The 23,341-nt window shown below is 37.4% G+C and carries 20 protein-coding genes; 10 read left to right on the top strand and 10 right to left on the bottom strand.

Annotation, left to right across the window (positions count from 1 at the left end):
• The first annotated feature begins 86 nt into the window (after nt 1-86).
• The 3 genes from IV494_RS12520 (at nt 87) to IV494_RS12510 (ending at nt 3,165) form a co-directional block, all read left to right on the top strand.
• Complete coding sequence (locus IV494_RS12520) at nt 87-1,931, top strand: M1 family metallopeptidase (protein ID WP_196080472.1); 1,845 nt, start codon at nt 87-89, stop codon at nt 1,929-1,931.
• A 79-nt stretch (nt 1,932-2,010) separates the two neighbouring features.
• A complete protein-coding gene (locus IV494_RS12515) occupies nt 2,011-2,331 on the top strand; it encodes a hypothetical protein (protein WP_196080471.1) in 321 nt (106 codons plus the stop codon).
• Nucleotides 2,332-2,403: 72 nt separating this feature from the next.
• Complete coding sequence (locus tag IV494_RS12510; protein WP_196080470.1) at nt 2,404-3,165, top strand: type III pantothenate kinase; 762 nt, start codon at nt 2,404-2,406, stop codon at nt 3,163-3,165.
• 142 nt (nt 3,166-3,307) lie between these two features.
• Here IV494_RS12510 and IV494_RS12505 read toward each other — a convergent pair whose 3' ends face one another.
• The 7 genes from IV494_RS12505 to IV494_RS12475 all read right to left on the bottom strand — a co-directional run bounded on the left by IV494_RS12505 (nt 3,308) and on the right by IV494_RS12475 (nt 9,774).
• Nucleotides 3,308-3,739 (bottom strand): nucleoside deaminase, encoded by a 432-nt coding sequence (locus IV494_RS12505; RefSeq protein ID WP_196080469.1) that lies wholly within the window; start codon nt 3,737-3,739, stop codon nt 3,308-3,310.
• Between the two features lie 74 nt (nt 3,740-3,813).
• Complete coding sequence (locus IV494_RS12500) at nt 3,814-4,425, bottom strand: hypothetical protein (RefSeq protein ID WP_196080468.1); 612 nt, start codon at nt 4,423-4,425, stop codon at nt 3,814-3,816.
• Nucleotides 4,425-5,054 (bottom strand): energy transducer TonB, encoded by a 630-nt coding sequence (locus tag IV494_RS12495; RefSeq protein ID WP_317193010.1) that lies wholly within the window; start codon nt 5,052-5,054, stop codon nt 4,425-4,427. Before IV494_RS12495 ends, IV494_RS12500 begins: the two co-directional genes overlap by 1 nt.
• Nucleotides 5,055-5,321: 267 nt before the next feature.
• Nucleotides 5,322-5,978: a 50S ribosomal protein L25/general stress protein Ctc gene (locus IV494_RS12490; protein WP_196080467.1), complete on the bottom strand. Its 657-nt coding sequence runs from the start codon at nt 5,976-5,978 to the stop codon at nt 5,322-5,324.
• Between the two features lie 45 nt (nt 5,979-6,023).
• On the bottom strand, nt 6,024-6,962 hold the full coding sequence (locus IV494_RS12485; RefSeq protein ID WP_196080466.1) for a ribose-phosphate pyrophosphokinase: 939 nt from the start codon (nt 6,960-6,962) through the stop codon (nt 6,024-6,026).
• 88 nt (nt 6,963-7,050) lie between these two features.
• On the bottom strand, nt 7,051-8,520 hold the full coding sequence (locus tag IV494_RS12480; RefSeq protein ID WP_196080465.1) for an SGNH/GDSL hydrolase family protein: 1,470 nt from the start codon (nt 8,518-8,520) through the stop codon (nt 7,051-7,053).
• Between the two features lie 15 nt (nt 8,521-8,535).
• On the bottom strand, nt 8,536-9,774 hold the full coding sequence (locus IV494_RS12475; RefSeq protein ID WP_196080464.1) for an OmpP1/FadL family transporter: 1,239 nt from the start codon (nt 9,772-9,774) through the stop codon (nt 8,536-8,538).
• Nucleotides 9,775-10,161: 387 nt separating this feature from the next.
• On the opposite strand from IV494_RS12475, the gene IV494_RS12470 reads away from it, so the two are divergent.
• From IV494_RS12470 to IV494_RS12450, 5 genes are all read left to right on the top strand, one after another.
• A complete protein-coding gene (locus IV494_RS12470) occupies nt 10,162-11,526 on the top strand; it encodes a PSP1 domain-containing protein (RefSeq protein ID WP_196080463.1) in 1,365 nt (454 codons plus the stop codon).
• Nucleotides 11,513-11,983, top strand: a complete 471-nt coding sequence (locus tag IV494_RS12465; RefSeq protein WP_394368408.1) for a gliding motility lipoprotein GldH — start codon at nt 11,513-11,515, stop codon at nt 11,981-11,983. Before IV494_RS12470 ends, IV494_RS12465 begins: the two co-directional genes overlap by 14 nt.
• An 8-nt stretch (nt 11,984-11,991) precedes the next feature.
• Nucleotides 11,992-14,370, top strand: coding sequence for a penicillin-binding protein 1A (locus IV494_RS12460; protein WP_196080461.1), 2,379 nt, complete (start codon nt 11,992-11,994; stop codon nt 14,368-14,370).
• A gap of 75 nt (nt 14,371-14,445) precedes the next feature.
• Complete coding sequence (locus IV494_RS12455) at nt 14,446-15,990, top strand: protein adenylyltransferase SelO (RefSeq protein ID WP_196080460.1); 1,545 nt, start codon at nt 14,446-14,448, stop codon at nt 15,988-15,990.
• A gap of 12 nt (nt 15,991-16,002) precedes the next feature.
• On the top strand, nt 16,003-17,295 hold the full coding sequence (locus IV494_RS12450; RefSeq protein WP_317193009.1) for a DUF6080 domain-containing protein: 1,293 nt from the start codon (nt 16,003-16,005) through the stop codon (nt 17,293-17,295).
• Between the two features lie 6 nt (nt 17,296-17,301).
• Here the strand turns inward: IV494_RS12450 and IV494_RS12445 are convergent, their stop codons facing one another.
• Nucleotides 17,302-17,805 (bottom strand): superoxide dismutase family protein, encoded by a 504-nt coding sequence (locus tag IV494_RS12445; RefSeq protein WP_196080459.1) that lies wholly within the window; start codon nt 17,803-17,805, stop codon nt 17,302-17,304.
• 153 nt (nt 17,806-17,958) lie between these two features.
• On the opposite strand from IV494_RS12445, the gene IV494_RS12440 reads away from it, so the two are divergent.
• Together IV494_RS12440 and IV494_RS12435 are read left to right on the top strand one after the other, a co-directional pair.
• On the top strand, nt 17,959-20,178 hold the full coding sequence (locus IV494_RS12440) for a TonB-dependent receptor (RefSeq protein ID WP_196080458.1): 2,220 nt from the start codon (nt 17,959-17,961) through the stop codon (nt 20,176-20,178).
• Nucleotides 20,179-20,289: 111 nt separating this feature from the next.
• The gene (locus IV494_RS12435; protein WP_196080457.1) at nt 20,290-20,931 is read left to right on the top strand and encodes a hypothetical protein; all 642 of its coding nucleotides are present in this window, start codon (nt 20,290-20,292) and stop codon (nt 20,929-20,931) included.
• A 385-nt stretch (nt 20,932-21,316) separates the two neighbouring features.
• Here IV494_RS12435 and IV494_RS12430 read toward each other — a convergent pair whose 3' ends face one another.
• Entirely contained in the window at nt 21,317-22,483 is a 1,167-nt protein-coding gene (locus IV494_RS12430) for a hypothetical protein (protein ID WP_196080456.1), read from the bottom strand.
• Between the two features lie 45 nt (nt 22,484-22,528).
• Entirely contained in the window at nt 22,529-23,068 is a 540-nt protein-coding gene (locus IV494_RS12425; RefSeq protein WP_196080455.1) for a hypothetical protein, read from the bottom strand.
• Nucleotides 23,069-23,341 lie beyond the last annotated feature (273 nt).

The following is a 23,341-nucleotide window of genomic DNA, read 5'->3' as shown; positions in this document are numbered from 1 at the left end:
AATTTAATAGAAAGCTTTTCCCTTTGTGGAAGAGCTTTTCTTTTTTCAAAAATTCCTATCTTTCCATTTCAAAAAATTTTTAAGAAATGAATAAAGGACTTCTCGTAATTTTCGCTTTCGTTTTCGGAATGGTTTCAGCACAGCAAAACGCTTATTACCAACAATACGCCAAATACAAAATGGATATTGATGTTGACGCCGAAAACTTCACTTATCAGGGAAAACAAACTTTAACCTACACCAATAATTCTCCCGACGAACTGAAAGTCGTTTACTTTCACTTGTATTGGAATGCTTTCAAAGCAGGATCGATGATGGATCAAAGAGTTGGCGGACAAGGAAAAAACGGTGATTCGAGATTGCAGAAAGACGGAATTTCCCGATTAGCTTCTATTCCTAAAAACGAAGAAGGCGCACAAAACATTCACTGGATCAAACAGAATGGCAAAGACCTGAAATTCGAAATTCAGGAAACCATTATGAAAGTGCAATTGGCCACTCCAATAAAACCAAATTCTTCGACGACTTTTACGATGGATTGGGACGCCGTAATTCCAATGCAGATTCGTCGCGCCGGAAGAAATAACCGCGAAGGAATTGATATGACCGTAACACAATGGTATCCGAAAATTGCTGAATACGATTACGACGGTTGGGCAACTTTCGATTATATCGGCAGAGAATTTCACGCGCCTTTTGCAGATTTCGATGTCAACATTAAAATCGATAAAAATTACGTTGTCGGAGCCGGTGGAACTTTAGAAAATCCTTTAGAAGTAAAAGGTTACGACGACAAAGCAAATATTAAAACAGACGATAAAAATAAAGCAACCTGGCACTGGACGGCAAAAAACATGCTCGATTTTGCCTGGGCTGCAGATCGCGATTATACGGTAGAAAATTTCACTGTTCTCGATGGACCAAAAGTGTATTACGTTTATCAAAAATCTGAAAAAACGAAACTTTGGGAAACATCTAAACCTTATCTTACGCAATTTTTCCAATTGATGAATGCGACTTTCGGAAGATATGTTTATCCGTCTTATAGCTTTATTCAAGGTGGCGACGGCGGAATGGAATACGGAATGTGTACCATGATTTTGGGTGAAGGAACGAGTTTGGAAGGACTTCTTGGATTAATGGTTCACGAAGGCGGCCATTCCTGGAATCAACAGATTATGGCGTACAACGAAAGTATGCGACCTTGGATGGATGAGGGTTTCACGAGTTATTATGAAAGTTTGATCATGCATCAACTTTTCCCGCCGAAAGAAGCCACAGCAAATCCATTTGTAGGTACTTTGAACGGTTACAGAAATTTTGTAAAGAGAGGAATTGAAGAACCTGCCGTTTGGTTTGGCGATCATCACGACAATGGTTCAGCTTATTCCGTGGCTTCTTATACGAAAGGTGAACTTTTTTTGGTTCAGCTTGGCTACATTATGGGAGAACAAAATTTATCTTCAACCATGAAAGAGTTTTATCAAACCTGGAAACTGAAACATCCAACCGACAGAGATTTGATGCATATTGCACAAAAAGTTTCCGGAATGGATCTGAAATGGTTTCAAAATTATTGGATCAACACTGTTAAAACAATCGATTACGGAATTAAAGACGTGAAATACGATGCAACTTCTACGACGATTACTTTAATAAATAATGGAACGGTTCCCATGCCGATCGATTTCTCAATTTTGACAAAAGATAAAAAAGTAGTGAATTACCAGATTCCTTTAAATATGACTCATGTTTGGAAAAGCAAAGATATTTACGGCGACTTCACCACTTTGAATTACTGGCCGTGGACGCAGAAAGAATACACTTTTACGATACCTTATAACAAATCTCAAATCTCAGTTCTTGGAATCGATTTTTCTCAAAGATTGGCGGATGTGAATTTGGCGGATAACATGGTGGAAGTGAAATAAGAGATTCTTACCAATGAAGATTTTCAATTATTTTTCAATTTTTCTGCTCTTATTTTCTTGTTCAAAATCTGAAATTAGAATGAATGAAAATTTCGCGGTTTTTAATAATAGATCTATTGCTTTACTGATCGAAAATGTAGAAAAAGAAAATGACGTAAAAATTTATTACGGTAAAATCGTGAAAAATGACACAGATTACTTTTTTGTTGGTACAAATAATAAAATAAATGTCACTCTCGATATTGACAAACTTAATCGAATAAAAAAAATTGATTCTGAAATGAAACTTCAAATTCCTTTTGTAAAGGACTGCGAATATTTTTTGTGGTTAACGATAGAAAGTTTACCAAACGAAAATAAAGAAAGTTTAAAAGATACGGAAATCAACTGGGAAGAATAAATACTGCTAAAACAATGGCAGTCATTCAATTATAATAGCGGTTAACAGAACCCGCAGAAAATTTCATAATCAATGAATTCTATCGTCATCAACATCGGAAATACCAATATCAGATTCGGCCTGTTCGATAATGATAACTGCGATATTTCCTGGATCATTAATACCAAACCCTACCGAACAAGTGATGAAATGCAGGCTCAATTTATGATGATGTATCAAAATCATAAAATTGAAGCCTTGAACATTGACAAAGTAATTGTTGGCTCCGTTGTTCCACAACTCACTTATGACATTACGCGAGCTTTGAAAAAAATTCATGGTAAAAACCCCATTGTTGTTGATCGAAATACCACTTCTGATGTAGAGCCGAAATCGAAACAGATGGGAACCGATATTTACGCAAATTTAGTGGCAGCACATCATCTCTATCCGGCCGATAAAAAGAAAATTATTTTCGATTTCGGTACCGCCTTGACCGCAAGTTGCATTGATGAAAAGGGAGAAACTCTGGGTGTGATCATCGCTCCGGGAATAATTACGGCGCTCAATTCTCTAATTCACGACACGGCGCAGCTCCCGGAAATTGAATTGATAAAACCCAAATCGGTTCTCGGTTTAGACACGGTTTCCTGCATGCAGAGCGGAATGGTTTATGGCTATTTGGGAATGGTTGAAGGTTTCGTAGACCGAATTAATGAAGAAGTTAACGCGGACTGTTTCGTCATCGCAACTGGTGGAGTTTCCCATGTTTATAAGCCACTAACACAGAAAATTCACATTGCAGATCGATTGCATACCCTGAAAGGCTTGTATTATTTGGGGAAAGATCTGTAAAGAAAATGGGATGGTTGAGTGAATGGTGAATTACTTTGCTGTGAATTTGGTGAATGGTGAAATCATTTTTTCCAATACCAAAAGAATTCACTCATAGAAAATTGACCTGAAAGAATTCACCCGCAGGAATTGACCCAAAAACTTATCTTTTACTTTTAAAAAATTCTTTTACGATCACCGAACATTCGTGTTCCATAACTCCTAAAACAATTTCGGTTTTAGGATGAAGCTGTAAATTTTTATTGATAAAACCTTTTTGCTCATCTCTTGCGCCGATCACAACTTTTGAAATCTGAGACCAGTTCAAAGCTCCGCAACACATTACACACGGTTCGAGAGTAACATAAAGCGTACAATTCTGCAAATATTTCCCACCCAGAAAATTCGCAGCTGACGTGATCGCCTGCATTTCTGCATGGGCTGTAACGTCATTTAATGTTTCGGTAAGATTATGCGCTTTGGCTAAAATTCTGTTGTTGGAGACGATGATGCAACCGATGGGAACCTCATCTTTCTCCAAAGCAATTTGAGCTTCCTGTAAAGCCATTTTCATGAAATATTCGTCGGTAAACATAGCGTCAATGTTGGATGTTGGGTGTTGGGTGTTGGGTGTTGGATGATGGATGATGGAAGTTTTGAAATCAGTATTTACTCAAAAGATAAACTTAAGGGAAGTCTCATTCTATATCTCACAGGAATTCCATTTAATTTTGCTACTGAAAATTTATTTTCAACTAAATATACTGCAAGCTCAGCTTGGGTATTGAAATCGCTGTTGTTTCCGCCAGCTTTAACTTCTGTTATAGATCCGTCACGTTCGATGACAAATGTGATCTCACATCTGAATACTCCATCGCCTGCGATTGCCTCCGTATCAAAATTATTACCGACTTCACTTCTGAACTGATTAAATCCGCCCGGATATTCAGGAATTTCTTCTGATTGTTTACTAAATTCTAAATCTTCGGTAGAACCAGCGATATTATTTCCCGTACCTTCAGCTTTTATACGTGCTAATTCCTGCAGGTTTTCCCGGTTTCTTTTAGAATTGATGAGGGAAATCGCATTTCTGCATCGATCAGAAATATTTCTTTTTTCCTCTGACAAGTTGGTCTTCTTTAGATCGGCCTCACAGATCTTACTGTATTTTTCGACCTCTATATCGTACTTCTGCTTTATGATCTTCAACTGTTTCGTTTGCTGACTGAAGACGAAACTTGTTGTTGCACAAAAAACAACTGCTATTATTTTACTAATCATTATTCAAAATTCATTGCTAAAGGAAGTCGGAATCTGTAGCGAACTGCAGTTCCGTTGATTATTGCGGGAGAAAATTTCTCCGGTAAAAGATACATGGCAATTTCTGCTTGTCGGTTGAAGGCGAAATGATCTCCTTCTGCGTGTACAGAACTGATTGTTCCATCTTTTTCGACTACGAATACGACATTGGTTTTGATGACTTTCTGATCGGGCAAAATAGCTTCTGTATAAAACAGATCGGCAACTTGCTTTCTCAGCGTATTAAATCCGCCCGGATATTGTGCATGATCTTCCAGGAAGGCTTTTTCAGGATTTTCGGCGGAAACTGGTGATGGACTTTTATGGGTTCGACTTGCTAAGTCTTCGCGGTTTTTCACTTTGATCAGGGTTCCGATGAACGCAGTATTTTGTATGCTGTCGAGTTTCATCATGAATTCTGAAAAATCTTTTTTAATGCCCAATTTTTTTGGAACTTCCTTTTCCAGATCAAATTTCTTTTTGAATTCATTGTTGAGCATAAACCGCTGATAGTCAAAGAATTTCTTTGCGGAGACAAATTCGTCGTTTTGCTGTGCATGCAGAAAGTAACTGGTGCAAAAAAGGATGATATATAATAATTTTTTAGACACGATCTGGTTTTCGGGTCTGGTAAAAATAAGGAAAATATATGAATGTGTTTTAAATTGATGAATCCAATTGAATTCTTTCGGAAAAGAAATAAATCTTTATTTTAGCCCTGATTGAACGGTCTGTTTGAGCTCTCCCGCTGCATTTGAGCGGGAAGCGAGTAGTGAAAGTAGGAACACCTGTGGGAAATAGAGAAATTTTGGTTGCTCCTGAAATAAAAAATTCCCGTTCAAATGAATGAGCGGGAATTTGTAAATTCTGAGAAAATTTTATGCTTCAGTAGATTTCTCTTCAGTAGTCGGAACATCTGGAGATTGATCCTTAACTTCTGCAGCTTCTGCCTCATCTTCTTCATCGTCTCCAGCAGCACCACCTTTAAGAGCAGTTCTAGACATCTTAACAGCAACAACTACGGCGTTGTCTGGATGCATGAAACTGAAATTATTGGTTTTGATGTCGCCTACGTAAAGTTTACCTCCGATTTTCAAAGAAGTAACGTCAACAACGATTTCATCCGGTAAGTTACCAGGAAGTGCTTTTACTTTCAATTTTCTGAAAGACTGTCTTAGAGATCCCCCTGCAACAACACCTTTTGAACGACCTGTAAGTGCTACAGGAACTTCCATAACGACAGGTTTGTCATCTGACATCTGATAGAAATCAGCGTGTAAGATTTTGTCTGTTAATGGGTGAAACTGGATGTCTTGAAGGATTGCTGGAATTGTTTTTCCGTCAACCTCAATTGATACCGTGTGTGCTTCGGGAGTATAAACCAAACCTTTGAAAGATCTTTCTTCAGCAGAAAAATTTAGGGTTTCGGCACCTCCGTAAACAACACAAGGAACTAATTCAGCATCGCGCAAAGCTTTTGTAGATTTCTTACCTACGCTTTCTCTTTTTGTACCTTGAATTGTGATAGATTTCATAATGTATTATAAAAATTTTAAGGGTGCAAATGTACCAATTTTTTTTTAAATAATGAATTTCTCACTGATTGATTTGTGTTCGTGAACCATTCGCATCACATCGGCGAAAAGTTCCGCACAGGAAAGTACTTTTATTTTGGAAGAAAGTTCGGTTTTAATGGGAATGCTGTCGGTTACAATTACTTCGGAAAGAGCAGATTTCTCGATATTTTCGTAGGCTTTCCCAGAAAGAACTCCGTGAGATGCCATTGCTCGTACACTCTTGGCTCCATTTGCCATTAAAATATCTGCTGCTTTGCACAAAGTTCCGGCGGTATCGATCATGTCATCGATGAGAATTACATTTCGGTCTTTTACATCTCCAATAAGGAACATTTCGTCAACTACATTGGCTTTTTTTCTTTCTTTATAGCAAATTACAACTTCTGCTCCCAGATGACCGGCGTAATTTTTTGCCCTTTTTGCACCACCCATATCCGGAGAAGCGATGGTTAAATTTGGAAGGTTTAATGATAAAATGTGGTCGATAAATAAAGTAGAAGCATAAAGATGATCCACTGGAATTTCGAAAAATCCCTGAATCTGATCCGCATGAAGATCCATCGTCATGACTCTGGTTGCTCCGGCTGCAGTTAACAGATTAGCGACTAATTTAGCTCCGATCGGTGCTCTTGGCTGATCTTTTCGGTCCTGTCTTGCCAAACCGTAATAAGGAAGAACGACTGTAATACTTTTTGCTGAGGCACGCTTTGCGGCATCAATCATCAGTAATAACTCCAGAAGATTGTCTGCTGGTGGAAAAGTAGAGGCGATGAGAAAAACTCTTCCGCCGCGTACAGATTCATCGAGAACGGGCTCAAACTCGCCGTCGCTAAATTCCTGTACTTTAATCTTTCCTAATTCCTGCCCATAGAAGTGGGCGATTTTTTCCGCTAAGACTTTACTGGTCCTCGTGGAAAACAAATAACTTGCTTGGTCAGCCATTTTTACTTTTTTAGATGCACAAATTTAAAAAAATAAAACCACCCGAGGAATCTCAAGTGGTTTTATGTATGAATATTTTCAAACTTAATTATGGAAACTTAACTCCACTATAAGAATTGATATCTACCATTGGTAATGTTGATTTATACTTTTGGTTAATTACTCTTAGAAATTCGTTCGCTATTAAAGCGTAACCTCTTCCTGTAAGGTGAACTCCATCAAGAGAGAAAGTTCCTCCTGTTACAAATGTAGCAGTATACTTTACACCGTCATACTGTATTCCTGACATTGAAGAAAGTTGTACCATTTTAGCATTTGCATCAACAAACGCTAAACCTTTTGCATCAGCGATCGCTTTGATGGCTACATTATATGCTGCAGTTGCTGTTATAACTTTCGCAGTTTCTTTTTCTGTCAGTACATATCCATCAGCTAACGGAACGGAAGTTCCACCACCTGCTGTTGGGTTTAACACGCTTGAAGCTGGTAATAAAATATAATCTCTCGCAGTAGTCTGTCTGTAAGATGGAAGACCCAATGCTGATAAGTTTGTAAGATCTTTATCTACGATCACAGCACCGTTCGCAACGCCTAATGTAAATTTGATAAATCTTTGATCGTACTCGGCCTGTGTAATTAAAGATGCCGCTTTTGCCTGACCTAAACCGCCGTTATATTGTGCGTAACCTGCATTTAGAGCAGCAACCGTTGCTGGAGCACCTGGAATTGGCAGTGCAGGAACTCTGGTAAAATAAGGAATGGAAGTTACGTTAGGAATATTTGCAATAACTCCTTTTGCACCACCTGCAGTTAACGCATTTACGTAACCACTAATTACTGATGCTACTACACCTGGATCTGTAATATCATTTCCACCATAAGTTGCTGGATTTGTGTTTCCTGTTCGGTCAACACCCGCTCCACCACTTGTTGCATAAGAAAGAACATCGTTATTTCCGATCCAAAGAGAGAAAAATGTCGGCGCCTGAGCTACAGCATCACCGATTACAGAAGCTGTTGCACTGGAAGCAAATCTCACAAAATAGGGATTAGCAAGTCCTAAAGATAAACCTGCCGGATTACCATAACCTGCTGCACCCAAATGGAAAGATTTCGCACCCGGAACACCCATGTTTTGGTAAGGACCTGCGCTAAAGATATTTGCCAGTGTTGTAGTTCCCATTATTTTTGCCGGATCCTCGTTTCTAACTGGACCTAAAGCTCCATTAACAACTTTTAGTTCAAGTTTGTCCAAAAATCCTACGGCTTTTATTCCGCCTAAATTGTCACCCATTAAAGGTTGTTTGAAAGCTCCTCCACCAGCTAATGCCATTTGTTTAGCCATCATCGATGGGAAAGATTCATTTTGCCCGTCAATATATAAAGCTCCATCTCTATAACCAGATGTTAATGAGTTACCTACAGATACAAATTTTGTAAAATCGGCATCTCCCTTTGTAACTACGATGCTACTTACATCGGTATCAAAGTCTGTTTTACAACCTACTGTAAATAATAAGGCTGAAACAGCTATTGTTGATATTAATATTTTTTTCATAATTAAATTTAAATCTTAAAATGCGTTGTAAGATAATCCTAAACCAAAGTAATATGCTTTCGCTTTCGCCTGGCCATAGAAGTTGTTATAAGCGTTTTTCACGTCTCTGCTTTTTGGAAGCGCAAGTGCACCTGCAACATCTACTCCGAATCCTTTAGCAAATTTAAATCCTAAACCTGCAGTAATAACGTTGGAGTCAAAAGATGGTGTTTCAGCCTGGAAGTTTTCGTCCGTATAAGGCGATTCATCGTAATAATATCCTGCACGGGCAGCAATCATTTCGCTCACCTGATATTGAGTTCCAAATCTCCATGTCTGTGTACTCTGGAAATTCTTTGGACTTACCAAAACTGTTGGATCAGTGGGCTGATTACCAATTGGTGCGTTAGCAAAATCTAAAGTTAGACTATTATAACGATCCCATCCACTGTAGTTGAAATCTCCGGAAACTAACCATTTCGGAGTTACTTTATAAGTTACCCCAATTGTATATTCATCTACCAAAGGCAATGTTGCTTTGAAAGAATCTTTACCGGCAGCATCCAGACCTAAAGCAGGATATAATGCAGGAGAAATATTAAAACTTACTACTCCATTTTTTGCTTCCATATCAATTGGAGAACGGTATGCGATACTTACGTCCAGTTTTTCACTTGGTCGGAAATAAAATCCTAATCCGAAACCGCTTCCAGATGCTTTATCATCTTTTAGATTAAGCGTTCCACCTAATTGAGTAGCTGCTTTGTCCCAGTTTACACTTCCTCTAGCATAGATGTAACTACCTCCAAGAGATACCCACGGCGCCAGTTTGAAGGAAACCATCGGTTGGAAATAATAAGCTTTCAGCTCAAGTCTTTGTACGATTTCTCTTCCAGCCCAGTCATTTGGCCATTCAATAGTACTTCCAAAGGGAGTTGAGAAATTAAAACCTACAGAAATATTATCCATAATTTTATATGCTACAGCAGCATAAACCGGAGTTCCGATTGGATTATTAGTTTCGTAAGATTGCAGTGTTGATAAATTCTGATAAGTGACGATCGATTTTGCGCCAAAACCACCGGCTGCTACACTTAACTTAGCGGGGATGAAAGACATACCTGCCGGATTGAAGAAAGTAACACTTGCGTCTTCTGCATGTGCGCTCGTGTGAGCCATTGCCAATTGTTTTACTCCCTGCAAAGAAACCCGAAAGCCACCTGCGTAAGATAAAACCCCTGCCAATAGTGCTGTTGTTACAACAATTTTTTTCATATAATCATTATTAATGTGCCAAATATAAAATTATTTTTTCAACAACTGTTAACAAATCATAATTCTTTTTAAACAAATTTCATTTTGCTTACTCTGTTTAATATTTATCAAACCGAAAACCATCGGTTTCATTAGTATTTATGGTCGTTTTTAATATTCGATGATTATGTAAAAAGTTTTAGTTTAATTTAAATAATCTCAGTAAAAACAAAGAAATTAAGCAATTTTAAATTGTATGATTTGCATAATAATATCGAATTGTTTAATAATTTCGTAAGAAAACATATTATTTATTGAAATTTGAAAAACTATTGCTTAAAATATTTCTACATTGAATTAAACAAAATAAATTTATACTAAATTTGCAACAATTAGATATATAAAAATATGAGTTGTGGATGCAAAACATCCGGCGATTCTGGCCATTCCTGCGGAACAAAATCGGGGAGTGGATGTGAAAGTGTAAATACCTGCGGGAATAGCTATAAATTAAGCGTTTTCGATTGGCTCTCCAATATCAATAATCCTGCAACGTCTCAAACGGATTTTGTAGAAGTAAGATTCAAGAACGATCGTAAATTTTTTTATAAGAACGTAAACAATTTACCGCTCCACATGGGGAGCGTCATCACAGTAGAATCAAGTCCGGGTCACGATATAGGTGTAGTAAGCCTTACAGGAGAATTAGTTAAAATTCAGATGAAGAAAAAATTCGTCACTGAAGATAATCCTCTGAAAATTTACCGGTTAGCAAACCAAAAAGACATTGAGGTTTGGCAGGAATCCCGCGCAAAAGAAGAGCCTGTGAAAATTCAGGCCCGTAAAATTGCGTACGGTTTAAACATCGATATGAAAATTACCGATGTTGAATATCAAGGTGATGGCGGAAAAGTAACCTTCTACTATACTTCTGATACCCGAGTGGATTTCAGACAGTTAATTAAGGAATTCGCCGGAACTTTCCGAACAAAGATCGATATGAAACAGATCGGTTTCCGACAGGAAGCTGCAAAAGTTGGCGGAATTGGTTCTTGTGGAAGAGAACTGTGCTGTTCAACCTGGTTAACCGATTTCCGTTCTGTGAATACGAATGCAGCCCGTTATCAGCAATTAAGCATTAATCCTCAGAAATTAGCAGGACAATGTGGAAAGCTGAAATGTTGTTTGAATTATGAACTCGACAGTTATCTGGATGCTCTGAGTGATTTCCCACCTTCTTCTTCAACCATCGATACCGTAAATGGTAAAGCGTTCTGTATTAAGATCGACGTTTTCAAAAAGAAAATGTGGTTTGCCTATGTCGAACGTTCTATGGCATGGTACGATTTAGATGTTGTGGATGTTAAAAAAATGCTCGCTCAAAACAAAAATGGAGAGAAAAGCTCGCCATTAGAGGATATTAAGGTTCATGACATTCCGGTAAGATCTGTAGATTTAATTCAGGAAAACACGATTGACCGTTTCGAAAGAAAAAACAAAAATTCGGGGAAAAATTCAAACAGAAAAAAACCGAATAATAATAATAGTCAACGACCGAATCAAAATCCTGACAATAAAGCGACTGCGAATCAGCCTGAGAAAAAGCCAAATAATCCGGAGAGAAATCTACAGAATCAGAATAAACCGCCTCAGAATCAGCAGAATCAAAATAAACCTGTGCAGAATCAGAAACCACAAACTGACCAGCCTCAGACTCAACAGCCGAAAAAATTTAAAAAGAAGTTTCCACCAAAACGTGATGACAATGCATAAGATATGGAGTGTATTTTTCGTTTTGCTATTTCTCATGAGTTGCAAAAACTCCTCGGAAAAAGTAGATATGAAGAACCTCAACGGAAAATGGGATAAAAAAGCAGAGCAAAAATTTGACTTTAAAGTAAACGATGCCCAAAATCCAAAAAATATTATATTTGTTGTAAGAAACAATAATGATTATCCGTACAGCAACATCCGTTTTATTGTGAACTTCTCCGATGCAAAGACAAAGTTGAAAAGTATTGATACTTTAAATTATGTTTTAGCAAAACCAAGTGGCGAGTGGATCGGTAAGGGATTTGGCGATACCAAAGAAACATTGTTTCAGTATAAATTAAATTATAAATTCCCCCAAAATGGTGATTATTCCATAGGAATTATTCAGGCGATGAGAGCCGATCAATTAAAGGGAATTGAAGATATTGGTCTAAAAATAGAAACGGCAAAACCGTAATTTCATTTATGGAAAACAAACAAAATCCGGTAAGCAAACCGAAGCAAACGTTTCCGCTTCCTCCCAAGAAAGTAAAAAACACGGGTTGGAAAAAGTGGGTCAGATTAGTCTGGATCGGTCTAATCATTTTGATCTTAGGAATTTCGTCCATATTCTTCGGTGTCTCTCAAGGTTTTTTCGGAAGCATGCCCGATGTGAAGGAACTTGAAAATCCTGATATTTACGTAGCCTCCGAAATTTATTCTTCCGATGGAAAACTTCTGGGGAAATTTGAAAAAGAAAAAACACAACCTGTCACTTACAAGCAGTTACCACCTTATTTAATCTACGCTTTACAGGCCAAAGAAGATGAGCGTTTCAAAGAACACTCCGGTATTGATCTGCAGTCTGTTGCAAGAGCTGTAGCCTTTGGTGGAAAACGTGGTGGTGGTTCTACCATTACTCAACAGCTTGCTAAATTATTATTTACGGGATCAAGATCTCAGAATAAAGCAACGGCCGTTTTTCAAAAATTGAAGGAATGGGTCGTTGCCGTAAGTTTGGAAAAAAGATATACCAAAGAAGAGATCATTACCCTTTACTTCAACAAATTTGATTTCCTATATAATGCGAACGGAATTGAAATGGCCTCCAGAGTTTATTTCAACAAAAGCACTTCTCAGTTAACGCTTCCGGAAGCAGCAATGTTTGTCGCAATGCTCGAAAATCCGGTGAAAAATAATCCGATGCGGAACGAGCAGAGAGCGAAAACACGCCGAGATGTCGTTTTGGAGCAGATGCTGAAAACAGGCTATTTGGATCAGCAAAATTATGACAAAGCCGTAGCAACGCCTATTGACTTAGATTATCATCCCATTAAATCCATCGATGATGGTTATTCAGCGTACTACAAATTTTATTTAAGAAAAGAAATTGACAGTTATTTAAAAGATTACGAAAAGAAAACCGGTAAAACTTTAAACCTGTTCAAAGACGGTCTTAAAATTTATGTCACCCTTGATTCAAAAATGCAGGGTTATGCAGAAGAAGCCATGAGAGAGCATTTAACAGATCTTCAAAAAAGATTTGATGGTGAACAGAGAAATAGAAAACAAAGACCTTTTTATTTTTTAAATGATAAGGAAATTAAATCCGTAATGATGAGTGCGGTGAAAAGAACCGGAAGATATAAACAGCTGAAAAATGCCGGGGTGTCAGAAGATTCGATCATGCTTGACTTTAAAACTCCTATCAAAACCTCCCGATTTACGTGGGGCGGCGAAGAAGAAGTTGAGATGTCGCCATGGGATTCTATCCGTTATCACAAGCAAATTGCACAGGCTGGATTAATGTCGATGGTTCCCGGAACTGGCGAAATAAAAGCCTGGGTCGGCGGAATTAACTGGCAACATTTCCAGTATGATCATATTAAACAGGGGAAAAGACAGGTAGGATCTACCTTTAAACCTTTTGTTTACGCAACTGCAATTATGAAATTAGGAATGACGCCTTGTTCAACAGTTTCAAATGCAACTTATACCAAAGGAGGTTGGTCTGTACAAGGTTCGGGCGGAATGTTAACCTTAAGAGACGCACTTGCCCAGTCAAAAAACCCAGTTGCTGTTCGTCTGATCGAAATGGTAACGCCAAAAAGTGTAATTCAGACGGCGAGAGATCTCGGAGTAACTGAGGAAATGCCAAATGATTATGCGATTGCGCTTGGTTCTTCTGACATTACCATCTTCGAAATGCTTGGAGCTTACAGTACTTTTGCGAACTACGGAAATTATATCAAGCCGGAAATGATCTGGCGTATTGAAGATGCCAACGGACGAGTAATCAAAGAGGTAAAACCCGTCATGAAAGAAGTCATGAACGAATTGTATGCGTACACCATGATCGACTTGATGAAGGGCGTTGCTCAGTTCGGAACAGCTTCCGGAGAACTGAGCAGAAGAGGAGTTCCGAAAACAACAGAAATTGCTGCCAAAACAGGAACTACTCAAAACAATTCCGACGGTTGGTTTATGGGAATGACGCCAAATCTCGCCACCGGAGTTTGGGTCGGATGGGAAGACAGAGCCACGCATTTCGCTGGAACGGGTGAAGGTCAGGGTGCGAAAATGGCACTCCCGATCTGGGCAATTTACATGAAGAAAGTCTGGGCAGATAAAGAACTCGGTATTTCGCCGGATGATAAATTTGTAAAACCATCCAACTGGACAGGAAGTTGTTCCGACCTGCAGGGATTAGGAGGATATGGTGATGACGGTGGTTTACAAACCCTGGACGAACTGAAAAACCCTAAAGCCCCAACTCCATCGGGTCCTAAAAAATCATCGGGGACCAAAGAAGAAAACGTCAACGAAAACCTTAATACCGGAGACGATATCGATTTCAACAAGTAACTCCGATATACAATATTAATCGAAAACATCCTTTCAAACCCTTGGAAGGATGTTTTTTTTGCCGAACTTTGACCCATGAATTTGGATCAAATTACCCAGCCTTTTTTAGAACAGTTTCCCGGCGATTTCTCTGGAAATGCAAGACAGCGACAAACTCCGAAAGTATTATTTTCCACGATCGAAATAATGGGTTTTGAAAAGCCTGAACTGATTGCCTTTAATGAAAAACTTTCCGAAGAGATCGGTTTGGGAAAAATAGAAAATGATAAAGATCTTGCCTTTCTTAATGCAGCTTCTCTTCCCGAAAATATAAAAACTTACGCTACCGCTTATGCTGGACATCAGTTCGGAAACTGGGCGGGACAATTAGGCGATGGAAGAGCGATCTACGCCGGAGAAATTCAGAACAAAGACGGCAAAAAAACCGAAATTCAATGGAAAGGAGCCGGCGCAACTCCTTATTCCCGACACGCAGATGGAAGAGCAGTTTTGCGTTCCTCCGTTCGTGAATATTTGATGAGTGAAGCGATGCATCATTTAGGAATTCCCACGACCAGAGCACTTTCTCTTTCACTTACGGGGGAAAATGTGATGCGGGATATGATGTATGATGGAAATCCGGAATACGAAAAAGGCGCAGTAATGCTTCGAACAGCCGAAAGCTTTTTGCGTTTCGGACACTTCGAACTGATTTCAGCCCAAAAAGAAATTGAGACTTTACAAAAACTCACCGACTTTACCATCGAGAATTATTTCCCTGAAATTGATTCTCAAAGTGAAAATAAATACGCCGATTTATTTCAAACCATTTCCGAAAGAACTGACGATTTAATGGTGGAATGGTATCGCGTCGGTTTCGTTCATGGCGTTATGAATACCGATAACATGTCAATTTTAAGCTTAACCATTGATTACGGGCCATTTTCTTTCCTCGATGAATATGATTTAAATTTCACACCAAATACAACCGATTTACCCGGTCGGAGATACGCTTTCGGAAATCAGGGAAAAATTGCGCAATGGAATCTTTGGCAACTCGCAAATGCTTTATTTCCTTTAATTAAAGACGAAAAAGTCTTAGAAAAAATCCTAAATGATTTCACCGAAATGTTCTGGACGAAACATGACGTCATGATGGCGAAAAAATTTGGTTTCGACACTGTTTTAGAAAGTGACGGTCCATTTTTTACTGATGCTCAAAAAGTCATGGAAGATTTAAAAGCAGATTACACGCTTTTCTTTAATCAACTGGAAACTTTGCCGGAAAATTCAGATTTAAAGGCACATTTTGAAACAGTTTTTTATGATCGACTCACAGATGACCAATTTAAAATCCTGGAAAATTTTATAAAAACGTATCGCGAAAGATTAGAACAAAATATGATCTCTGGCGAAGAATCTTTAGCCTTAATGCAGAAAAATAATCCAAAATTTATTCTTCGGAATTATATTCTGTTTGAATGCATCAACGAATTAAATGAAGGCAAAAAAGATCTTTTCAATAAAATTCTCATCGCGTTAGAAAATCCTTACAAAGAAATTTATCCGGAATTTTCTAAAAAAAGACCGCCAATTTATAACGATCAAACCGGTTGCTCAACGCTGTCATGCAGTTCCTAAATTTTCTTAATTTTGTCGAAATTTTCTACCTTGGTTTTCAAACAAAAATTCACTGTTTTTCTAAAAACTGTTTTTCCCTGCACGAAATTCGAATTCTTGCTCTTTGCAATTTTTCTAACCGCTTACGGTATTTTGGGAACGACGATCGCACTCAACTACCGAATTATTTTTGATGACAGAATTCCGTGGGATGCTTATTTTAGTTTTGATAACCGCGCTATCGTCATGACTGGCGGCGGTTTTGAAAGACATCCGCTTTCCAACTATTTTTTTAAGTGGATCCGGGAGTTTGCCTATTTAATTTCAGGTGGAAAAAAAGATGACACTTTTCGTCTCGTTTTGGCGTGGTGCAGCAACTTTGCCGTGAGTTTGAGTTTAATTCAAATTTATAAATATTTAAAAAACATCATTGCTTTACCGAAGAAAATCTCGTTGGTAATTCTTCTCTTTTTTGCTTTTTTTACGACGAATATTTTATTGTCTTTCACACCGGAAACGTATACTTACACTTTGTTTTTCCTCGTCCTCTTCAATTATTACGCAGCTCTAAAATTACGGAAAGAAGAAAAAATTCCCGCTGTCGCACTCGCATTAGCCGGAATTTCGATCGGTGGATTAACCGTGACCAATATTGTAAAAGTATATATTCCACTTCTTTTTGAAAAAAATATTTTTCGAAACTGGAAGAAATTGGGGAATGCTGTTTTTCGGGTTTCCGTTTCTGTCGCAGCTTTTATATTGCTGTTTCTTTACCGAATAGATTTCAAATATTTGAATTTTCTGAATAAATCTGAGGAACAATTCGATAAATTTTCAAAACCGAAAATCACGCCACTTTGGGACATGATCGCCTCCTGGTTTTTTGGTGGAAATGTTTTGTTTTCAGACTTTGCAATACGAGATTATCACAACAAAAAGGGCTTCTTTTACAAAGCCCTTTTTATGGAAGTGTACCATTCCTGGATTCCTTATGTTTTTGTGAGTGTTTTACTTCTTCTCGTATTCTGGAGTTATTTTAGAAATTTTAAAAATAAATTGGTGCAGGTTCTGATGATCTCTATTTTCGTAGATATCATCATTCACTGCGTTTTAAAATTTGGTTTGCACACTTCCTACATTTACGGCGGTCACTTTGTTTTCGTCTTTCCGCTCATGATCGGTTGGCTCTTCTATTCCTATAAAAATAATCCCAAAATACTTTCTCTGCTATTTTCTACAGTAGTAATTTTACTCTTTTATTTAGCATTCAATAATATTTTCAGAATGCAGGAATTTTTCCTTTTTCTGGAAAAATATTACATCTAAGCAGAATTATTTGATTTCTACACAACCTACTCTTCCACCTGCGTTTCCTGTTGGCTGCGTATGGAAGTCATCTTGACCTGCGTGAATAATAATCGTTTTTCCGATAATATTTTTGCTTTCATCTTTACATCCGATGCACCATTTATCAGTATCGAAGATCAATCTTGCAGTACCGTTTTTGTCTGCAACTAAATTTCCGATGTCACCCATGTGAAAATGTTCAGAACCCCATTTCCCGTGATCATTTTTTGAAGGATTCCAGTGCCCACCTGCAGAACTTCCGTCTGTCGCAGAACAATCTCCTTTTTCATGGATATGTACGGCGTGAATTCCGGGAGTTAATTTATAGACATTAAGATCCATTTTCACGTTCTTGCCTTTCTGTACGAAATCAGCAGTTCCTTGGGTATTCGTTCCACTTTTGGAATTAATTTTATAATTTTTTGCAGTGGTGCAGGAAACGGTAAAAATGGCACCGCAAACAAGCATTGATAAAGTTGTAATTTTCATAATAAATTTTTTGATGTTACTAATTGATAAAGGTACGCCAATTCTGTTCTTTTTGAATTAAAAACAATTCAGCAGGAATTTCTGACGATTCAGTAGAAATTAATTTCATCGAATCCCATTCCGTAATATATTTGCAGTATAAAAATTACAACCATGCAAACGTTCATCATTTCTAAACTACTTCTTCTTTTTTCTTTCTTAATGGGCCTTTTTCTGAACGCTCAAATTACCATTTCCGGAAAAGTAAATTATAAAACCAAAGGAGTCAAAGATATTTCTGTGACATTGAAAGACACCTATGACGGTTCTACAACCGATGCCAATGGAAATTACTCTTTCCAAACTTCAGAAAAAGGGAATCACATCCTTGTTTTTTCTAATACAAAATTTGTGGAAATTGAAAAACCGGTCATCCTTGCGAATGAATCCATCGTTGTGAATTCTGACCTAAAAGAGCAGATCTCTGAAATTGATGCAGTTGTAATTACGGCGGGTTCTATTGAAGCAAGTGATCGAAAAAGAGCAACGGCGCTTTTAACTCCAATTGATATTTACACTACTGCAGGAGCCAACGGACAGGTTACGGCTGCCTTGGAAACACTTCCGGGTGTTCAGAAAATCGGAGAAACAGAAGGATTATTTGTCCGTGGCGGAACTGGCACTGAAACGAAATTTTTTATGGATGGAAATCTGGTCAATAATTTTTTCGGAAATTCAGTACCGGGAATTAAATCCATGGACCGTTTAAATACTTCTTTATTTAAAGGAAATGTTTTTTCAAGTGGTGGTTATTCTGCAGTTTACGGACAAGCTTTATCTTCAGTTTTAGCCCTGGAAAGTATCGATTTTCCGGAGCGGAATTCTATAGATCTAGGAATTTCACCTATTTTCGTCAATGCCGGATTTCAAAATGTAAACTCAGAAAAAACGCGATCTTTCGGGATTTCCGGGAGTTATTCTAATATTGCTTTGATGACGAAATTGATCAAATTTAATAATGATTTCACCAAAGCACCGGAGAGTTTTGGCACCAATTTTAACTTCAGAATCAAAAATAAAGGGGGCGGAATTCTAAAATATTACGGCAGTTTCGACACGAATAAAATCGGATTACAGGCAGAAAGTTTAGAACCCAACATCGATTTTGACAATACCAGATTGAAGGGGCAAAATACTTTTCACAACTTATCATTTAAACAGAAGTTTGGAGAATATCTTTTGAATTTAGGCGGATCTTACACCTATAATTCCAACCTGATCGATTTAAGCAACACCTACCAAAATGTAGAGATCAATCCAAACAAGATCGATGTGAAAGGCAATTACTTCAATGCGAAAGCAATGCTCGAAAGAAAGATCAATAAAATTTCTGCCTTAAGAGGCGGAATAGAATTTAACCAGACCCGCGAGACAACAGACGTTTCACTTGCGCCAAATCCTTATCAGTTTAATGATGGAATAACTTCAGTGTTTGCAGAAACAGATCTGGGATTCAGCAATAATTTCTCAGCGAAACTCGGTTTACGATCCGAATATTCTTCTGCAATTGAAAAATGGAATCTCGCACCAAGGTTTGCAATGGCTTACCGAATTGCAAAAGGCTGGACAAGCTCTTTAGCCTATGGAATTTTTTATCAAAACCCGGAAAACAGATATTTTGGCGCTACTTCTTTAAATTACCAAAAAGCAGAACATTATATTCTTCAACTTCAAAAATCTTCGGAAGGAAGAAGTTTTCGCTTAGAAGCGTTCTATAAAAATTACAATGATCTCATTAAAACTAAAGTTTTAGGTTACCGCCCGGTTGCGATCAATAATAATGGCGACGGCTATGCAAAAGGACTCGAAGTTTTCTGGCGTGATAAAAAATCGATCAAAGACATCGACTACTGGGTTTCCTACTCTTTCCTGGATTCCAAAAGAAATTTCGAGAATTATGATCAAAGTTTGTTTCCGAGTTTTGCAGCAAAACATACGCTTTCGATCGTAGCGAAAAAATTTGTCACCGCCTGGAAAACCGGATTTAATGTTTCTTATACCTACACTTCCGGAAGACCTTATTACAATTTTCAAACAGACAGCAACGGCGATTACCACCTCAACAATTACGGAACATTAAAAGATTACAACGCTTTAAATTTCAGTTTGAATTACTTACCGTTCTTGGGTAAAAAAGATGCAAAAGCATTTACGGTTCTTGTATTGGGAATTAATAATGTACTGGGACAAAAAAATATTTACGGCTATCAATTTTCAAATGATGGATTAAGAAACCGACCTGTTTTACCTTCTACCAATACCTTTATTTTCATCGGTGCCTTCATCAATTTCGGTATTGACAGAACAGAAGACGCCATCAATAATAATTTGTAATACGGGTCAGAAAACAAAATCAACCTTTCAGAAAAAAAATATTTCAACGGGGAAATTTTTAAAATACCTTTGATTCATCAAAACAGAACAAACACTCAAAAATTTAAAACAATGAAAAAACTATTTTTAACTACGCTTCTCGCAATTTCAGTAAGCACTTTCGCTCAAACAGCTTTTGATAAAGTGATGACTGAAAAAATCACCAAAATGGAGCAAGCTCAAACTCCGGAAGAATTAACTGCACTTTCCAACGATTTCGCCAGAATTGGGGACAAAGAAAAAACACAGTGGCTTCCTTATTATTACGCTGCACATTCTTCCATCGAGAAAGGCAGAAAATTAATGAGAACGGGCAAACTTACTGAGTTAGACGCCATCGCAGCAGAAGCACAAACTAATTTAGACAAAGCTTCCGCATTAAGCAAAGACAACGCGGAGAACATGATCTTGCAGAAAATGATCCACAGTATGAAAATGATGGTCAATCCACAGGCAAGATTTATGAGCGAAGGAATGTTGGCGGCAGACGCACTCTCCAAAGCGGCGAAATTAGACCCTGAAAATCCACGGATTTCTTTATTGCAAGCTGAAGACACTTATTTTACGCCGGAACAGTTTGGTGGAAGCAAAACAAAAGGACTCGAATTATTTCAAAAATCGCTGGATCAGTTCAAAGTTTATAAACCAAAAACGGCTTTAGATCCGAATTGGGGAAAAGGAGAAGCTGAATATTTTTTAGCGAGCAAACCGTAATTGAAACCTCAACAATTCATAAAAAATCTCCTGATATTCGGGAGATTTTTTTGTTGGAAATATATTGAGAATTGGAGAGGCTTCGACAGGCTCAGTCTAACACTGTACCAAATAAATTTTATTTGAATTGTCAGGTTGAGCACGTCGAAACCTTTTGTGGGTTTTGTTGTGCTTTTTTTACCATTAAGAAATTAAGATTTTATCTGTCCTACTTTCTCTTAATAATATAAAAACCCATCATTTAACAATAAATTAGGAATTGAAGTAATTAAGTAATAAACAAGTTTATTCTTGTTAAGAACTTTAAGAATTATAAATTTGAGCCTATTGAAACCTTTTGTGTATGTTTTTATTTTTTTTCACCATTAAGCGATTAATATTTCTTTCACAATCTGACAAAATGATTCGATTTAATTTTATATTTTTCAGTTTTTTGAATTTTTCTGGAATCGAAGCCTTTTCCATAACTATATTTTAATTCGACAATTAAGTTTTTGTCAATGGTAAATTCTATATAATTATCAAATGTTTCTTTTTCAGTTTCAACCGTTTCGCTTTTTCCCACAAGTAATTGATCTATAACTTTTTTATTTTCAATAGTAACTAAATACCATCTTTCTGTATCGCCGTCAAACCAGGTCAGTAAAAGATTTTTATTAATTTCTATAACGGATGATGGAATATCTCCCTCAATTTTAATAAACTCGAATTTTTCAGTCATAGGATGATCTGAAATTTCAATAGTACTTCCGGTTAAGGGTAATAAAATGGGATTGTTCCTAGTAGCAACAGCATTAGTGTCAATTGTTTTATTTTCAATAAATTGGATCAAATCAGTTGCGAATTTTTCGAAGCTTTTCTGAGAAGATGCGCTTTGTGTTTTTAAAAAATCCTCCTTATCTCCTTTTTGAGTAATTTTTTTTAAACTGTTTGAATCATCGTACGTGAATATAAATTCATCTTCAAAAGTATCCGTTAATACCTCATCAATATAATTGTCCACAGAAAAGATCACTGAAATATTTCCCGAATTTCTTTTGATGTCGATCGCTGAATACGTCATCGCACAACCGGACCCACAACTTATCACAAAAGATCTGTAGGGAAAATTTTCAAGATTTGCCGGTTGTTTCTTTTTATTTTTGTCCCGATTTCTCATTCGCCATTCAGATATCGGAATGATATCACCTTCAATCGGTTCGGCTATTTTTATATTACTACAATTGCCTTTCTCTACGTAAAAATTATAATAAGTTTCATACCTAATGTCTGAATTGTACCCTGCATTAATTTCATAAAATACAGTTCCGTCGATGGTCGTACTGTCGGACATAAGGGAAATTCCCTGTTTATGGGTGGTAAGCGAATCGATCATTTTATTTTTGCTCATAACCTCCGGAAGTTTTAGAATTTCATTCTGTGCTTCATGCAAATCACAATTCAAAATTGATTTGGCAGAATTTTTCACAACTTCTTTCTCTGTTGATTTCTCATTACAGGAAATGAAACCGTAAAATACAATGACAAAGAGAAATTTGAGAAATTGATACATGCGAGAAAGATTCAAAAATTATTATCCGTGAAAATGTTTCAAAGTTTACAGTCCGAATACAACGCCAATACTTGGAATAAATCCGCTGCCAAAAACTGACCGGTCTTTTTTGTACAACACATTATACATTCCGCCGATCTGCATGTAAGCGCGTTCGCCAATTCTCTGCATATAACCACCACCTAAATAAAGTGCGGATTCGTTTCCGGAATATTTTGAATGATCATACTTGTTTTTCTGATTGAAGAAATATTCCTGAAACATACCGCTTAGAAAAAAACTTCTGGAAATGTAGTAGTTAACGAAGGGTCCAACGCCAATCGTGGTTGCGGAATAATAATCAGAATTTGACCAGGTGAAATTTGCTGCTAAACCGGTTTCGAGATCTTCCGTCAGTTTATAGCCAACTCTGGGAGAAAGATAAATGGAAGTTCCGCCGCCGCCACTTCCAAACGATCCGCCTAAACCGGCAGAACCACCGAAAGTCCATTTTGATCCGGTATTTCCAAGGGGTGTCGAAGTTGTGATCTGTGCATTGAATTGCAGTCCGAATCCTATAAGGGAAAGTAAAAGAATTTTTTTCATGGGTGCTTGATTGTACTTTCAAAAATAGTTCTTTTTTTGAAATCGAAAATTTCTATAATTCTAAAAAAAATTGCTTTTCTGCGGTGTAAAAATTTGGGAAGAAAAACAAATCGATATTCTAGCCCCGATTGCAGTGGAAATCCTTTTGTTTTTTGAATAAAAAATAAAAGATTGAAACGGAAAGCGGGAGGAGTTTTCGAAAAAAGCGAAAATCTGCTTGCTCCTTACAAATCATATTTAAAGTCGTAAATTTGCAGCCTCAATAAAGAGCAT

This window comes from Kaistella gelatinilytica, from assembly GCF_015679325.1.
GTDB classification, from domain to species: Bacteria; Bacteroidota; Bacteroidia; order Flavobacteriales; family Weeksellaceae; genus Kaistella; species Kaistella gelatinilytica.
Note: the sequence above shows the minus strand (reverse complement) of the source record. Positions and strands in the feature narration are given on the sequence as shown.

Bases quoted from the DNA above. Each gene is read 5' to 3' on its own strand.
- IV494_RS12460 (WP_196080461.1), top strand. From the start codon at position 11,992: ATGGAAAACAAACAAAATCCGGTAAGCAAACCGAAGCAAACGTTTCCG.
- IV494_RS12435 (WP_196080457.1), top strand. From the start codon at position 20,290: ATGAAAAAACTATTTTTAACTACGCTTCTCGCAATTTCAGTAAGCACT.
- IV494_RS12425 (WP_196080455.1), bottom strand. From the start codon at position 23,068: ATGAAAAAAATTCTTTTACTTTCCCTTATAGGATTCGGACTGCAATTC.
- IV494_RS12480 (WP_196080465.1), bottom strand. From the start codon at position 8,520: ATGAAAAAAATATTAATATCAACAATAGCTGTTTCAGCCTTATTATTT.
- IV494_RS12465 (WP_394368408.1), top strand. From the start codon at position 11,513: ATGACAATGCATAAGATATGGAGTGTATTTTTCGTTTTGCTATTTCTC.
- IV494_RS12470 (WP_196080463.1), top strand. From the start codon at position 10,162: ATGAGTTGTGGATGCAAAACATCCGGCGATTCTGGCCATTCCTGCGGA.
- IV494_RS12520 (WP_196080472.1), top strand. From the start codon at position 87: ATGAATAAAGGACTTCTCGTAATTTTCGCTTTCGTTTTCGGAATGGTT.
- IV494_RS12505 (WP_196080469.1), bottom strand. From the start codon at position 3,739: ATGTTTACCGACGAATATTTCATGAAAATGGCTTTACAGGAAGCTCAA.
- IV494_RS12475 (WP_196080464.1), bottom strand. From the start codon at position 9,774: ATGAAAAAAATTGTTGTAACAACAGCACTATTGGCAGGGGTTTTATCT.
- IV494_RS12490 (WP_196080467.1), bottom strand. From the start codon at position 5,978: ATGAAATCTATCACAATTCAAGGTACAAAAAGAGAAAGCGTAGGTAAG.
- IV494_RS12430 (WP_196080456.1), bottom strand. From the start codon at position 22,483: ATGTATCAATTTCTCAAATTTCTCTTTGTCATTGTATTTTACGGTTTC.
- IV494_RS12515 (WP_196080471.1), top strand. From the start codon at position 2,011: ATGAATGAAAATTTCGCGGTTTTTAATAATAGATCTATTGCTTTACTG.
- IV494_RS12445 (WP_196080459.1), bottom strand. From the start codon at position 17,805: ATGAAAATTACAACTTTATCAATGCTTGTTTGCGGTGCCATTTTTACC.
- IV494_RS12500 (WP_196080468.1), bottom strand. From the start codon at position 4,425: ATGATTAGTAAAATAATAGCAGTTGTTTTTTGTGCAACAACAAGTTTC.
- IV494_RS12510 (WP_196080470.1), top strand. From the start codon at position 2,404: ATGAATTCTATCGTCATCAACATCGGAAATACCAATATCAGATTCGGC.
- IV494_RS12455 (WP_196080460.1), top strand. From the start codon at position 14,446: ATGAATTTGGATCAAATTACCCAGCCTTTTTTAGAACAGTTTCCCGGC.
- IV494_RS12485 (WP_196080466.1), bottom strand. From the start codon at position 6,962: ATGGCTGACCAAGCAAGTTATTTGTTTTCCACGAGGACCAGTAAAGTC.
- IV494_RS12440 (WP_196080458.1), top strand. From the start codon at position 17,959: ATGCAAACGTTCATCATTTCTAAACTACTTCTTCTTTTTTCTTTCTTA.